Annotated in this window: 14 protein-coding genes; 10 read left to right on the forward strand and 4 right to left on the reverse strand. The window is 58.8% G+C overall.

Annotated features, from left to right (window positions below):
• Window positions 1–49: 49 nt before the first annotated feature.
• Complete coding sequence (locus tag KUF73_RS03980) at window positions 50–994, reverse strand: DMT family transporter (protein ID WP_218436728.1); 945 nt, start codon at window positions 992–994, stop codon at window positions 50–52.
• Between the two features lie 91 nt (window positions 995–1,085).
• Here KUF73_RS03980 and KUF73_RS03985 point away from each other — a divergent pair, with 91 nt between their 5' ends.
• The 6 genes from KUF73_RS03985 (at window position 1,086) to KUF73_RS04010 (ending at window position 8,140) form a co-directional block, all read left to right on the forward strand.
• Window positions 1,086–2,021, forward strand: a complete 936-nt coding sequence (locus KUF73_RS03985) for a LysR substrate-binding domain-containing protein (protein ID WP_218436729.1) — start codon at window positions 1,086–1,088, stop codon at window positions 2,019–2,021.
• Window positions 2,022–2,362: 341 nt separating this feature from the next.
• A complete protein-coding gene (locus tag KUF73_RS03990; protein ID WP_256345384.1) occupies window positions 2,363–4,432 on the forward strand; it encodes an ATP-binding cassette domain-containing protein in 2,070 nt (689 codons plus the stop codon).
• Window positions 4,433–4,440: 8 nt separating this feature from the next.
• The gene (locus tag KUF73_RS03995; protein WP_218436731.1) at window positions 4,441–5,490 is read left to right on the forward strand and encodes a glycine betaine ABC transporter substrate-binding protein; all 1,050 of its coding nucleotides are present in this window, start codon (window positions 4,441–4,443) and stop codon (window positions 5,488–5,490) included.
• Entirely contained in the window at window positions 5,487–6,407 is a 921-nt protein-coding gene (locus KUF73_RS04000) for a homocysteine S-methyltransferase family protein (protein WP_218436732.1), read from the forward strand. The genes KUF73_RS03995 and KUF73_RS04000 overlap by 4 nt, the downstream gene beginning before the upstream one ends.
• Window positions 6,404–6,871 (forward strand): peptide-methionine (S)-S-oxide reductase MsrA, encoded by a 468-nt coding sequence (msrA, locus tag KUF73_RS04005; RefSeq protein WP_218436733.1) that lies wholly within the window; start codon window positions 6,404–6,406, stop codon window positions 6,869–6,871. Before KUF73_RS04000 ends, msrA begins: the two co-directional genes overlap by 4 nt.
• A gap of 396 nt (window positions 6,872–7,267) precedes the next feature.
• Complete coding sequence (locus KUF73_RS04010) at window positions 7,268–8,140, forward strand: DNA/RNA non-specific endonuclease (RefSeq protein ID WP_218436734.1); 873 nt, start codon at window positions 7,268–7,270, stop codon at window positions 8,138–8,140.
• Between the two features lie 37 nt (window positions 8,141–8,177).
• Here the strand turns inward: KUF73_RS04010 and KUF73_RS04015 are convergent, their stop codons facing one another.
• Complete coding sequence (locus KUF73_RS04015; protein WP_218436735.1) at window positions 8,178–8,699, reverse strand: cupin; 522 nt, start codon at window positions 8,697–8,699, stop codon at window positions 8,178–8,180.
• Between the two features lie 229 nt (window positions 8,700–8,928).
• Here KUF73_RS04015 and KUF73_RS04020 point away from each other — a divergent pair, with 229 nt between their 5' ends.
• Genes KUF73_RS04020 through KUF73_RS04030 form a run of 3 tightly spaced genes read left to right on the forward strand, consistent with a single transcriptional unit; the run spans window position 8,929 to window position 11,332 of the window.
• Window positions 8,929–9,957, forward strand: coding sequence for an acyl-CoA dehydrogenase (locus KUF73_RS04020; protein ID WP_218436736.1), 1,029 nt, complete (start codon window positions 8,929–8,931; stop codon window positions 9,955–9,957).
• Window positions 9,954–10,727 carry a PIG-L deacetylase family protein gene (locus tag KUF73_RS04025; RefSeq protein WP_218436737.1) on the forward strand — a complete coding sequence of 258 codons (774 nt, stop codon included), beginning with the start codon at window positions 9,954–9,956 and terminating at the stop codon, window positions 10,725–10,727. Before KUF73_RS04020 ends, KUF73_RS04025 begins: the two co-directional genes overlap by 4 nt.
• Complete coding sequence (locus KUF73_RS04030; protein ID WP_218436738.1) at window positions 10,724–11,332, forward strand: class I SAM-dependent methyltransferase; 609 nt, start codon at window positions 10,724–10,726, stop codon at window positions 11,330–11,332. Before KUF73_RS04025 ends, KUF73_RS04030 begins: the two co-directional genes overlap by 4 nt.
• On the opposite strand, the gene KUF73_RS04035 is transcribed toward KUF73_RS04030, so the two are convergent.
• Window positions 11,321–11,971, reverse strand: a complete 651-nt coding sequence (locus KUF73_RS04035; RefSeq protein WP_218436739.1) for a glycosyltransferase family 2 protein — start codon at window positions 11,969–11,971, stop codon at window positions 11,321–11,323. The two genes, KUF73_RS04030 and KUF73_RS04035, sit on opposite strands and share 12 nt — an antisense overlap.
• 242 nt (window positions 11,972–12,213) lie before the next feature.
• Here KUF73_RS04035 and KUF73_RS04040 point away from each other — a divergent pair, with 242 nt between their 5' ends.
• A complete protein-coding gene (locus tag KUF73_RS04040; RefSeq protein ID WP_218436846.1) occupies window positions 12,214–13,044 on the forward strand; it encodes a DUF72 domain-containing protein in 831 nt (276 codons plus the stop codon).
• Here the strand turns inward: KUF73_RS04040 and KUF73_RS04045 are convergent.
• Window positions 12,980–13,252 carry a hypothetical protein gene (locus KUF73_RS04045; RefSeq protein ID WP_218436740.1) on the reverse strand — a complete coding sequence of 91 codons (273 nt, stop codon included), beginning with the start codon at window positions 13,250–13,252 and terminating at the stop codon, window positions 12,980–12,982. The two genes, KUF73_RS04040 and KUF73_RS04045, sit on opposite strands and share 65 nt — an antisense overlap.
• Window positions 13,253–13,384 lie beyond the last annotated feature (132 nt).

Consider the following 13,384-nt stretch of genomic DNA (forward strand, 5'->3'; position numbering starts at 1 on the left):
TGAAACCCACCGCTGCCGGTCAACACCGGCAGAAACGGGCCTATAGCAGCTACGGCCCAGCATGCTTAACTGGCACCACCCGATGACGCTTCGCCGCCCAGACGACCCCGCCCACCAGCAACACGATCGACACCACTTCCATCAAACCAGGCACTCGCTGGCTGAACAGAAAACCGTATACACAGGCAAACAGCGTTTCGAACACGATCATCTGGCCACTCAGAGACGTGGCCATTCGGCGCGAGCAGGCATTCCACAGCCCGTTGGCAACCCACGAACCGCAGAGCGCCAGGAACAGGCAGACCCACAGGAAAACCATCCAGCGGTTGCTTTCAACTTGAGCGGGCACCAGGTTCGGGAACAGTATCAAGGCAGCGATGCCGAACACGATCGCCACGATACCCGTCACGATGCCCAACAGCGTCGACCACTCGCTGCTGTTGAAATGGCTTTGTTTGAGATAGCGGGCATTGTGCGTGGCGTACCACGACCAGCAGACCACACCGCTGAACCCGCAAGCCAGGCCCAGCAACTGGGAAGATAGCGAGGTGTTTACCGCTCGCGCACCTGAGTGTTCCAGACTGACCGATACGATGCCCAGGAATACCAACAACAATGGCAACTTGAGCTTTGTCAGGGGCAGCGATCCTGTATCGCTACGCCCCAGAAAGGTAATGGCGATTGGCATCATGCCGTTAATAAGAGCCGCCGCGGTGACCCCGCTCAACTGCACGGAAGCGCCTAACAGCGCATAGTTCAGGACATTTCCGGTCAATGACAGACGCAGCAGCATCAAGGCATCGCGGCGGGTCAATCGTGAGAGTAAGCGGGACGCGATCGGTAATGCCACGAGTAGCGAGAACAACCCGTATAAAGCAAACCGTACACTGCTGATCAACACGGCATTGAATTCCGGCAGCAGCGAAGGGCCAATAATCACGCCACCCCAAATGGCACCCGCCAATATCGCAAATACAACCCCACTGTTCATCATCTCGACTCTGACAGGCTATTTAGGGGCATTCTAGCCATGCTATATAAGCGCTTACCTGCGATTAAAAGTGGGTCACCCATTCCAGTGTGGAATGTCGTCCCTCAATCGCCTGTCCGGGAGAAACCTCATCAATCGTTACCTGCGTACCTTGCCCCCGTTGGAGACTCTGATCACGTTTGAGGCTGTGGGGCGACACGCCAGCTTCACGGGCGCTGCTGGCGAACTGTTTCTTACCCAGAGCGCCGTGAGCAAACAGATGCGCCAGCTCGAAGACTGCATCGGCGTTCCGCTTTTCGAGCGCAAGCCACGGGGCGTCAAGCTGACCAGTGCAGGGGATGAGTTGCTGATGACGGTCAACGTACTCCTTGCCACGATGTACCAAAGCGTCACGCGAATTCGTAATGTCCACCAGTCCAACGCAGTCTCGGTACTGGCGACCCACGCCCTGGCCCAGTTCTGGCTGTTTCCCAAACTCATCGAATTCAACAAGGCATACCCCGACATCGCCGTGCACGTTCACGCGATCAACGAGTTCGATGAGGCCAGCCTCAACGATTTCGACGTGGGCATTCTCTACGGTTCTGGCGAGTGGCCCTCGCTGGACAGCGATTTCCTGCTGCCGGAAATCGTCTACGCCGTGGCTCATCCTTCACTGGATGTATCGGGGATCAATACGCTGGAACAACTGGCGCAGGCCAATCTGGTGCAAATCGACACCTGCGCCTGGCAGTGCCTGGACTGGCATCAATGGTTTGGCCACTTTGGCATCGACTTCGTCGCGCGGGACAAAGCCCCGGTTTTCAACCAGCTGACATTGGCGTATCGGGCCGTTCAGCAAGGCATGGGCATCGGCCTGGCCTGGACGTTCATGGCTGATGAAGCGCTGGAGAAGGGAGAGTTGCAGCGAGTTACGCCATTCGAATGCGTGACCGGCAATGGCGAGTTCCTGGTGTCGGCCAAGCACCGCAAGCGCTCTGCGTGTGCGGAGATTTTTCGCCAGTGGCTCCTGGGGTCGATGAGCGACTGACGGGATGTCAAAAATGCTCCTCGCCGGATGCAAAGGCAGCACCGCTAACGTTATTTTTTGCCCTCCCTCAGTCGACCGGTCTGGCGACTCATTCCCGTCGCAGAAGCCTAAGCTAATTCCAAAAAAGTATTTATATTAAATTTTTAAGATCGATTAGCTTTATGCATTCGGAGAGCGCCGTGCTTCAAGCAGGCGCTTTTTTTGCTTAGGGCTAGCCGCTTTCAGGTCAGGGTCCGACGCCCAATTTTTTCAGCCCATGGACGAGTCGCTTGCTCGTCTCCAGGGGTCGTATGCCGGGAGCTCCTGTGACAGTCATTCAAACCCCTTTGCCGGCGGACCGGATCGCGTCTTCACACAGGCGGCTTCAGCCGTCCGACGATCACGCCAGTGAAGGCGATGTGGTGCTTGAATTGCGGGAGGTCACCAAGACCTATTTTCGTAAAAAAGGTACGCCTGCGTTACCCGCCGTCAGCAATGTCAGCTTGAAAGTGCGGCGCGGTGAGGTGCTATGTCTGATGGGGACGTCGGGCAGCGGCAAGTCGACGTTGCTGCGGCATATCAATCGTCTGATTGAGCCCACCAGCGGTGAAGTGCTGATCGAAGGCCAGGCGATCAGCGGGTTGAGTCACCGCGCCCTGCGCGAACTGCGGTCCCGACGCATCGGCATGGTGTTTCAGCATTTTGGCCTGTTGCCCCATCGTACGGTGCTGGACAACGTCGCATTGCCCTTGGAACTATGCGGTGAACCGGAAGCCGTTCGGCACGCGGCGGCTGCCAAACAGCTAAAGGCCGTGGGGCTCGAAGGGTGGGGCGAGCACTATCCCCACGAGCTTTCCGGTGGTATGCAACAACGCGTCGGGTTGGCCAGGGCTTTGGTGACGGAGCCGGACATTTTGCTGATGGACGAGCCGTTCAGTGCGCTCGATCCGACTATTCGACGAGATCTGCAAAATCACTTTCTCGCCCTGGCACGTGAACGCGGTATCAGCACGTTGCTGGTCACTCATGATCCGGCTGAAGCCATACGGCTGGCAGACCGCATTGCTGTGTTGCGCCAGGGTCGTCTGGTGCAGTTGGGTACACCGCAACAGCTGCTTGAGCAACCAGCCGATGCTGAAGTCGCGGATTTTTTCCGCGACTGCACGCCAAGCTCATCTGCGCCACACAACGCGAGCACGGCGGACCTTCAATCCCCCCAGCGCGAACGTCGCGAGCCACCTTCTTCTCCCGGCTTGCCGTGGTGGCAAGCGCTGTTGCTGGGGCCGGCGGCGCTGGCTTCCCGGGGCAAAGGCGGTCTTTTCTGGATCACCTTCGCCGCCGAACTCGCTGCCGTGGCAGGTGTGGGGCAGGGCATTAGCGGTTCGTCGTGGTTGGCGATCCTTGCGGCGTTGCTGGTGTTGGCCGCCAGCCGTTTCACTGCGGTCTCCCTGAGTGGTCATGCGTTGCGTCGAAGTGGTTCCGGATGGGGCTTGCCCGTGGCTGTTTTGCTGTTGTCCCAGGTGCTGGTTCTATGGCGCGTCGTCACTCCCGACACCAGTCACGTGTTGTTGCAGTTCCCGGCCAACCGGCAAGCGCTGCTGGTGACGGCGCAAAGCATCGACGATTTTATTGGTTGGTCACAAGTCACCTTTGAAGGCGCGTTTGTCGGTGTGATCGTTGCCGTTCGCACGGTGATCGAGGGAGTCGAAAACGTACTGGGCTGGTTGCCCTGGCCGGTATCGGCGCTGGCTTTGGTATTTCTAGCCTGGCGTTCGGCGGGTTTGGCGTTGGCGCTGACCAGCAGCGCTGCATTGTTGTACATCGGCCTGTTCGGGTTCTGGGAGCGCACCATCGCCACTTTGGCGCTGGTGGGTTCGTCAGTGCTGATTGCCTTAGTCATTGGGGTCCCCACCGGTATTGTGCTGGCAAAACGGCCGCTGGTGCGTCGGCTGGTCACCCCGTTGCTGGACGTCATGCAGACGTTGCCGACCTTCGTGTACCTGATTCCGGCTGTGGCGTTTTTCTCGGTCGGCAAGACGCCAGCTGTAATCGCGACCGTCATTTTCGCGTTGGCCCCAATGATTCGCCTGACATCCCTGGGCATTCAGGAAGTGCCGAAGGATGCCGTCGAGGCTGCCGTCGCGCACGGTGCCAGTACGTGGCAAACCTTGATCAAAGTGCAACTCCCGCTGGCGCGCCGTTCGCTGCTGCTGGGCATCAACCAGACCATCGTCATGAGCCTGTCGATGGTCGTCGTCGCCGCCCTGATTGGCGCCGGTGGCCTGGGATATGACGTCATGACGGCGCTGCGCAACATTAAGGGCGGCGAGGGCATGCTGGCCGGCGTCGCCATCGTCCTGTGTGCGCTGATCCCCGATCGAATCATCCAATCGAGCTTGCGCAAGCAAGACCACCTCTACGACCAAAAGTGAGACTTATCGTGAAGACACACCTATCGCGCACCCTGGGTACGGCCGCCTTGCTGGCTTCTTTGATTGTTCCTGCTGTCGTGCAGGCCAAGGACAAAATCGTCATTGGGGAGCAAAACTGGACGGGGGCGATTGCCATCCAGCACATCCTTGGCGAGGTGCTCGAAACCCGTCTGGGCGCAGACGTTTCCTACCTGGCGGGAGACGTCCCGGTGTTGTTCAGTGCTGCATCAAAAGGGGACGGCTCGGTTGATGTGTTGACCGATATTTGGCTGCCCAATCAATCCGCTGCCTGGGCGAAATATGTCACGGGCGGTACGCATTCACTGGTGCCGAACACCCATCCTTATGCGGGTGAACAAGGCTTCTATATCCCCGGATACCTGCAGGACAAATACGGGGTCAAATCGGTTTACGACCTGAAAAAACCCGAAGTGGCCAAGCTCTTCGAACCGCTGGGCGGCGGCAAGGCACAGTTGCTGGTGGGGCCGGCAGGCTGGGAGTCGACGTACATCGGTCAGATCAAGGCCAAGGATTATGAGTTCGCCGATAAATTCGAGGCAGTATCCACCGAGGCATCGGTGACGTACGCCAAGTTGTCCGCAGCGTATAAGGCAGAACGTGGTGTGGTGTTTTATGCCTACACCCCGGACTGGATCTTCTCGGCCTTTGACCTGCGTCGTCTGGAGGAGCCGGCATTCGACGGTTACGCCCAGGACAACAAAAAAGATGACCCGCTCTACAAGGCCGACGGCTGCTGGAAGTTCGTCAGCCCGACAGTTGACCCGGACTGGCTGAACAAGAGTCGGATCACTTGCGCGTTCCCGGACGCCAAAGTTCACATTCTGGCCTCCGCTGCATTGCAAAAGCGCGCACCGAAGATCGCCGAGTTTCTGCAAAACGTCGCCATCGATCCGGCGCAGCTCAATGAGCTGATCCTGAAAATCGAAAAAGAAAAGCAGCCGGCTGATGTGGCGGCGAAGGCATGGGTCAAAGCGAACAGCGCCACCGTTGACCAGTGGCTGGCTGGACCGACGCAGAAAGTGAGCGTGAACCCATGACCGAAGCGAATCTGCGTTTGCTTGACGGCGGAATGGGGCGCGAGCTGCAACGTATCGGTGCGCCATTTCGTCAACCGGAATGGTCGGCGCTGGCGCTGATCGAAGCGCCTGAGTTCGTATTGCAAGCGCATCGCGCGTTCATTGCTGCCGGTGCCCGGATCGTCACCACCAACAGCTACGCAGTGGTGCCATTTCATATCGGCGAGGAACGTTTTGCCGCACAAGGCCGCTCGCTGGCCGAGCGGTCTGGGCACCTGGCGCGGCAGGCTGCATCCGAAAGCGTCGAGCCGGTGACGGTGGCCGGGTCATTACCGCCGGCCCTGGGTTCCTATCGTCCGGACCTGTTCGATCATCAACGCAGCGTGGAAATCCATCGAGAGCTGATTGCCGGACTGCAGGGGCAGGTCGATGTCTGGCTTGCGGAAACGCAAAGCTCAATCGCTGAAGTTCGCGCGGTTGTCGAAGCCTTGGGCGCGGACCCCAAACCACTCTGGTTGTCCTTTACGCTGCTGGATGAAACGGGTGCCCCGCCGCGTTTGCGCTCCGGCGAGTCAGTGGCCGATGCAGTGCGCGTGGCCATCGAATTGGGAGCCAAGACGGTGCTGTTTAACTGCAGCCAGCCGGAAGTCATGGCAGCGGCACTGGCTGAGGCTCAACGGGTCGATCAACACTTGGGTCAAACCCTGGAGTTAGGGGTGTACGCCAATGCTTTTCCTCCGGTCAGCACCCAGGCCAAAGCCAACAGCACCTTGCTCGAGATTCGCGCTGACCTGGACCCCGAATCCTATCTGCGCTGGTCACGGTCATGGGTGGCCGCAGGTGCCAGCATCGTGGGTGGATGCTGTGGCATCGGGCCGGAGCACATTGCGCAGTTGCATAAACATTTGTTGCCGCAAGAAGAGGAGGCCGGTGCATGACTGATTTTCAAGAGGAAGTGGATGTCGAGCAGGCGACTTTTGGTGCTGGTTGTTTCTGGGGGGCTGAAGCCTCTTTCAGGGCGCTACCCGGTGTGCTCGATAGTCGAGTCGGCTTTGCCAGCCCCCGTGGTGACGACGCGGTATCAATTGAAGTCGTGCAAGTCGACTTCGATGCCCGTGCGATCACTTACAGCCGGCTGATTGAGCATTTCTGGACGCTGCACGATCCCACCTCGGTGGATCGTCAGGGTGCGGATGTCGGCGTGAAGTACCGTTCGGCCTTGTTTTTCAATTCGGGGCGGCAGGCCGACGATGCGCGAGCGGCGAAGCAGCAACTGGACGCTGCAGGGCACCTGGGCAAACCGCTGGCCACGGTGATTGTGCCGCTGGGTGAGTTTCAGTTGGCAGATGAAGAACACCAGCGTTATGTGGAAAAACACGGAGGCAGCAGCTGTTCGATTTGACAGCACGCGATGACGCCAAATTGACTCGAAAATCAAAGCGCCACAGGTACGACCTGAGGCGCTTTTTTTTAACGAGCTATCGACCGGGTGCGCATTGTCGATGTAGGTGAACCAGTGTCAACGTTGGGTGGGCTACGCCGACTGCTGTTTTGCCGTGATTTGACGAATACAAAACGAACGCCGCTCGGCACTTATGTGCCTTGCAATGGTCAATAAATCCCGCACGACCATCAGCGGTCGTACTGCTCGGAGCCGACCGGATCCGCATCGGTATTTTGATCAAGGACAGTGAAAGCATGCTCGCCACCCTATAATCTGCAACCGCCTCCACCGGGTCCCATCAAAATCGGGACTCGCCCCACGTTTGTCCTTCAATCCCATTCGAAGATTTAACCCATGCACCTACGCAAAATTGCAGTTGGGCTGTCGGCCCTTGTTTTGCTCTCGACCGGGGCAGAAGCCCGCAGTCTGCTGGACCTCCTCAAGCCACCCGCTCAGCATCAGGAACAATCGTCCCGCTCGGGTTCGATCAGCCAGAACGCGGCACTGGATCTCTATTCGAACAAACAGAAACAGGCATCGTTCGAGGGTTGTGCAGATCTGTTTCCGGCGGCCAATCCGATCAACACCGCCACCGTGCCTGCCACCATGAAACCCCTGGCGCTGTGCTCCGACAATTTCGCGGTGCTGTACTCGCAAACCAGCAAGACGCCGCTGGTGGTGGTCGAACGGCTGAATGCAGCCCAGTTGCAGGATGCCAAAGGCGAAGAGCGCACCAACCAGTTCTACCCGGACCCGCGCATCCCCAAGGATGGACGCGCAGAGTTGAGCGACTACCGTAGCCAGCATCCGGCGGTGGATCGTGGCCATCAATCCCCGGCAGCCGATGCGCCAAACCCCAATGCGATGGCCCAATCCTTTGCACTGTCGAACATGGTGCCGCAGGACCCCACCAACAACCGCAAGATTTGGAGCAAGGTCGAGTCTGACGTCAGGAAGTTTGCCAAGCGCGCCGATGGCAATGTGTTCGTCTTTACCGGCCCACTCTTTGACTCAGGCCACAGCACCATCGGCGACAACAAGGTCTGGGTGCCGACCCGCCTGTTCAAACTGGTTTACGACGCATCGTCCAAGCGTGCCTGGGCCTACGTACTGCCCAACGCGGAAACCCGTATCGAGAAACCGATGGACTACGAGACTTTCGTAAAAAGCACCGGGCTGAAATTGCTGGGCAATCTGCCGGTCACGGGGTCCGTGGGGCGCACTTGATGGTGGGATGAACTGTAAGCCGGCCCGCGCCAGACGCTCAAGTCCAATATCGACTTACGGCACCATGTACACCCTGCACCGGGTCCTGATCCGGAAACGGCAGCTGCTCAATGTTCGCCAGTTGCTCCTGACTGGGAGCCTGGCGACAGATATCCGCACGCTGGCCTGGCGGGTAAGCACCGACCACCAGAAAGTCATCGCTGGACTCTACGTTGCAGTGACCGGTGCCGGCGGGTAACAGCAAAACATCGCCTGAGCTGACTTCCAGCACCCGACCTTCCGGGCCTCCGAGCATCAAGCGTGCGTAGCCGCTGGCGATGCCGAGTACTTCATGACCCTCGGTATGGTAGTGGTGATAGGCATAAACCCCGTACCGCCATTGCGGTGGCCAGCCGTTGGCGCTGAAGGTTTTTTCGAACAATGCCGCCGGGTCGGCGCTTTCAACGGCAATGGCCTTGATGTAAATCAGCACCGGCAGGCGCGGGTTATTGGGCACCCAGCCGTTACGTTCGAGCATCAGGATTTGCACGGGAGCATCTACCGCTTGCGACCTGACCATCAGAGATCCTCCGCTAATGAGCATTGCCTTCAAGGCGAACTTATTAGACTCACCCCTGAAGAGTGACATTGGAAGTTCTACGGTCGTTCAAGAAATGAGGCATGCCGTGGCTGTACCGTTTGTCCGGTGCTGCCAGCGTTGAGTGAAACCTTGGCGGCAATCGATTCTCCATTTCCTGTGTGCGACGGGTTTTCCACCCATTCACTTTCGCTACCAGGACGACGGGGCAATGAATAGTTCGGCAACTTTCGAAACCCTGTTGGAGGCATTCGCCTCCCGGCCTGCGGACCGGACAGCGCAAGGGGCGCTGCAATCGTTGATGCATGCACTCATCAGTGGCGGATATGCCCGTCTGCCGATGCCCGGACAAGGCCGCACACTGGACCGATGGCGGGCCCTTGCCGCAGTCGCCGGGAGTGATCTGGCGTTGACCAAGTTGTTCGAGGGCCATACCGACGCGCTCGCCATCCTGGCAGAGCTTGAACCTTGTACGAGTCCGGCCCTTGGTAGCGGCGGTGTCTGGGCCGCTGAGCCGCCCTTTGCCCGGGTTTCGATCGTCGACCGTCAAGGTGAACAGGTTCACTTGCAGGGCCGCAAAGCCTGGTGTTCGGGCGCATCCATGCTTGATTGGGCGCTGATGACAGCATGGGATGAGCAGCAGCGACCGCAATTGGTCGCGGTTCAATTGAAGCAACCGACCATCAGGATGATCGACGATGGCTGGCAAGCGGTGGGCATGAGCAGTACCGCCAGCATTGATGTGGAATTTGAGTATGCGCTGGCCCAATGCGTGGGTTCGCCGGGGCAGTATCTGGATCGACCCGGTTTCTGGCAGGGCGGCGGCGGTATCGCGGCCTGTTGGTACGGCGCTGCGTGTGCACTTGGCGGTTACCTTCGCAAGCACTGTACAAAGCCCCATCACGATGTGCATGCCGAGGCTCATCTGGGGGCTGTCGATGCAGCGCTTTGCGCAGCTGCCGCGGCCTTGAGAGAAACGGCGTCGTGGATCGACAGCCATCCTAGAGACTCGGCCGAAATTCCCGTCCGGCGCTTGCGTGCGCAAGTTGAAACGACCGCGATTCTGGTACTTGAGCACGTGGGCCGCGCACTGGGTGCCACACCGTTCTGCCGCGACAGTCACTTCGCCAGGCTCGCTGCAGACCTGCCGGTATTTGTGCGTCAGAGCCACGCGGAAAAGGACCTCGCGGAGTTGGGCAAGCGCATAGCGGCAGAACCGATTGACGGGTGGTTGTTGTGACGCTTGAGTTGGCGCACCGGGCGCAAAATCTCATTCAAGGGCCGGGGACTACCCTGGCTGAATGGCAGTCCAGTCGTTCGCTGGCAGGTGTGCCGACTATCACTCATCGACAACTGGTGCCCGAGGGGCAACGGCTGGTGGTTGTCGCCCCTCATCCTGACGATGAAGTCCTCGGTTGCGCAGGATTGCTCGCAGGGATGAAAGGCAGGGAAGCCGACGTTCTGATGATTGCAGTAACCGATGGAGAAGGCAGCCATCCCGGGTCGCGGCAGTGGACGGCGTCCCGCCTGCGTCGTCAGCGGCCTTCGGAAAGCGCGCTTGCGCTGGAACGCCTGGGCCTTGATGTGAGTGCGCTGAACTGGCAGAGATTAAGGTTGCCCGACAGCGGTGTAGAGGCGCAGGAGGCGGCGTTGTTCGAACGGCTGCTGGCATTGCTTCGGCCAAATGATCGTGTGGTCTGCACGTGGCAATCAGACGGTCATTGCGACCACGAAGCGACAGGCCGGGCAACCGCCCGAGCAGCATCGACAAACAACGCTTGCCTGATTGAAGTGCCGGTGTGGGCGTGGCATTGGGCGCGACCGGACGACCCGCGGGTGCCATGGGCCAGCGCCCACAAACTCTTGCTGGACAGTCAGGTGCTGGCGAGCAAACGCTACGCCATCGCCGCTCACATCTCCCAGGTCAGCGCAGACGGTCAGCACGCTGCGGTATTGAGCCCAGACACTCTAGAACGACTTTTGCAGCCTTTTGAACTGGTGTTTTTATGAGCCTGTCGCCCGAGTATTTCGAGGATATGTTCAGTGCCAGCGATGACCCTTGGTCCTTCCGTACCCGCTGGTATGAAAAGCGCAAACGTGAGTTGACGCTGGCCAGCCTGCCACGGCAGCGGTATCAACGGGTGTTCGAGCCTGCCTGCGCCAACGGTGAACTCAGTGCGTTGCTGGCCGGGCGCAGCGAGGCACTGCTGTGTCAGGACATCAACGAGACAGCCGTCAGCCTGGCGCGTGTTCGATTGCGTGATCATGCCAATGTCCGCGTTGAGCAGGCACGGATTCCGGGCGATTGGCCCGAAGGCCACTTCGACCTCATCGTCCTCAGCGAGGTCGGGTACTTTCTTGATCCTGGCGAATGGCTGCAGGTCATCGAAAAGACGAGGAGCAGCCTGAGTCCGAACGGCGCTGTATTGGCCTGCCACTGGCTGCATCCGATCGAAGGGTGCTCTCAGGATGGGCGCGAAGTACATGCAGCGCTTGCAGACCGTCTGCAACTGCATCGTTTGCTGCGCCATGAAGACGCGGATTTTTTACTGGAGTACTGGAGCCGCCAGCCCACTTCGATTGATCTCGCCGAGACCAGCGACTCACTCGGCTAACGACTTCAGATAGTCGCCAAAACCTTCTCGGCATCGGCAATGTTTGCGTGCACTGGTCGTCACTCGGTTAACAGCCGTCCACATGATGTTTGCGCCGCTGCGTTCGAGATCAGCGATCAGCTGCACGTCTTCATGGGCGGGCAACGGCTGGAACCCGCCGGCTTTTCGATAGGCTGCCGAAGACACCCCGAGATTGGCACCGTGGATATGTCGGTGGCCTTCCACGGGAAAGTAATTGGCGTGATACTGCTCGCGTACCCTGATCGAATGTTCGGACCAGTCGCTGACTTCCACCAAGCCGCAGACCGCATCCACATTGAATCTGATTTGATCGGCCAGCCAGGTGTGGGGAACGACCGTGTCGGCGTCGGTGAACGCCAGCCAGCGTGCGTCGATCGCCAGCAGATGATCGGCGCCGTGCGCCCGGGTTTTACCGACGTTGCGGTGAGTGCAGGTCAGCGTCATCACGTCATAGGCTCGGGCGATGCTCAGGGACGTGTCCGTACAGTCATCCAGCACGATCAGTATCTTGACTTCTTCATTGCCCAGGTCGTGATGAAAAGCCGCCGCCAGCAGTGATTCGATGCACTCATCAAGCAGTTGCTCTTCGTTGTGCACCGGGACAATGACTCCAATCATTCGCCGCTCTCCTGGTGCACGCACCGATGTCATGGTTTTCGATGTCGACCTTGGCGAATGAAGGTTGGTTGCAACTATTTTTACGGGCGCTGTGCGAGTGCGGTTATGGCTGCCATTGATCGGTTGTCCGACCGGAAAAAAGGAACCGTCGTGTCGCGGATAGGCCCTTACTGGAAAGGCATTCATCTCGTTTTTTTCGGTTGCCGATCGTGGGCTCACTCCTTTGCACAGGCGATCCATTTATGGGGCATGAGGATGTTGTATTGAACGACCAACTTTTCATCGGCTGCGCGGGTTGGAGTTTGAGTCGGGAGCATTTGGCTGCGTTCCCAATGAACGGCACGCACTTGCAACGCTACGCAACGCAACTGAGCGGCGTTGAAATCAACAGCTCGTTTTATCGACCGCACCGTCGACAAACCTACGTGCGGTGGGCTGCCTCCGTGCCCTTGGGTTTTCGTTTTTGTGTAAAGGTGCCGAAGGAAATATCCCATGTTCGGCGCTTGCAACGCTGTGATCGGGAACTCGATGAGTTCCTGTCGCAATGCTCCGGGCTGGAGGATCGGCTGGGTTGTCTGCTGGTTCAGTTGCCGCCGTCGTTGACGTTTGAAGCGTCGGTGGCCGAGGCATTTTTTTCCGCCCTCAGGCAGCGCTTTTCCGGGGATGTGGTGTTGGAGCCTCGCCATGAATCGTGGACAGACGCCGAGCCGCTGTTGGTGCGCTACTGCATCGCTCAGGCTGCGGTAGACCCGCCGCGAACCCGCTACGATTCGACCCCGCGAGGTTGGTCAGGACTTAAATATTGGCGGCTGCATGGATCGCCACGCATCTATTACAGTGCTTATGCATTGCGCTGGCTGGAGGAACTGGCCATCGAGATTCAGAATGCCGCCGCCACTACGAGAGCGGTCTGGTGCATGTTCGATAACACGGCCAGCGGCGCCGCGCTACGGGACGCCCTGAGGATGATGGCGCTACAAAACAGGCCAGCGCAGAAGTCGCGGTTGCTCAGTCGGCAGGGTCCAGCAGCGCCTGGGCAGGCAGCGGCGGAAAATGTTCATTCAATAAAGTGAAATGATCCAGCGCCTCGCGAAACAACGCTTCAGCCTTGCCTCGAAGGTGCAGGTAGTAATGAAATTGATCGCTATCGAAGTCCGGGTGATCCAGCACATCGAATGCCGCGCGACTCAGCGCGTTGGCGTCCGCGAACATCTTTTTATTCTGCTCCATTGCCAGGCTGCGGCAGGCGATGAGTTGGGCAGTCGTATAACGGGAAGACATGCAACACTCCTTTATTAATCAGTAGCTCCTTTCAACAGGCGATGCCGCAGGGGAGCCGAACCTGATACCGCTTTCGGCCAATATATTTGTGTGCCGATAGTGGTGTGACCGCTGCGTTACAAACCAATATCA

Source organism: Pseudomonas sp. PD9R (assembly GCF_019200975.1).
Lineage (GTDB): Bacteria > Pseudomonadota > Gammaproteobacteria > Pseudomonadales > Pseudomonadaceae > Aquipseudomonas.

Bases quoted from the DNA above. Each gene is read 5' to 3' on its own strand.
- KUF73_RS04000 (WP_218436732.1), top strand. From the start codon at position 5,487: ATGACCGAAGCGAATCTGCGTTTGCTTGACGGCGGAATGGGGCGCGAG.
- KUF73_RS04010 (WP_218436734.1), top strand. From the start codon at position 7,268: ATGCACCTACGCAAAATTGCAGTTGGGCTGTCGGCCCTTGTTTTGCTC.
- KUF73_RS03985 (WP_218436729.1), top strand. From the start codon at position 1,086: ATGTCGTCCCTCAATCGCCTGTCCGGGAGAAACCTCATCAATCGTTAC.
- KUF73_RS04030 (WP_218436738.1), top strand. From the start codon at position 10,724: ATGAGCCTGTCGCCCGAGTATTTCGAGGATATGTTCAGTGCCAGCGAT.
- KUF73_RS04015 (WP_218436735.1), bottom strand. From the start codon at position 8,699: ATGGTCAGGTCGCAAGCGGTAGATGCTCCCGTGCAAATCCTGATGCTC.
- KUF73_RS04020 (WP_218436736.1), top strand. From the start codon at position 8,929: ATGAATAGTTCGGCAACTTTCGAAACCCTGTTGGAGGCATTCGCCTCC.
- KUF73_RS04045 (WP_218436740.1), bottom strand. From the start codon at position 13,252: ATGTCTTCCCGTTATACGACTGCCCAACTCATCGCCTGCCGCAGCCTG.
- KUF73_RS04035 (WP_218436739.1), bottom strand. From the start codon at position 11,971: ATGATTGGAGTCATTGTCCCGGTGCACAACGAAGAGCAACTGCTTGAT.
- KUF73_RS04040 (WP_218436846.1), top strand. From the start codon at position 12,214: ATGGGGCATGAGGATGTTGTATTGAACGACCAACTTTTCATCGGCTGC.
- msrA (WP_218436733.1), top strand. From the start codon at position 6,404: ATGACTGATTTTCAAGAGGAAGTGGATGTCGAGCAGGCGACTTTTGGT.
- KUF73_RS03980 (WP_218436728.1), bottom strand. From the start codon at position 994: ATGATGAACAGTGGGGTTGTATTTGCGATATTGGCGGGTGCCATTTGG.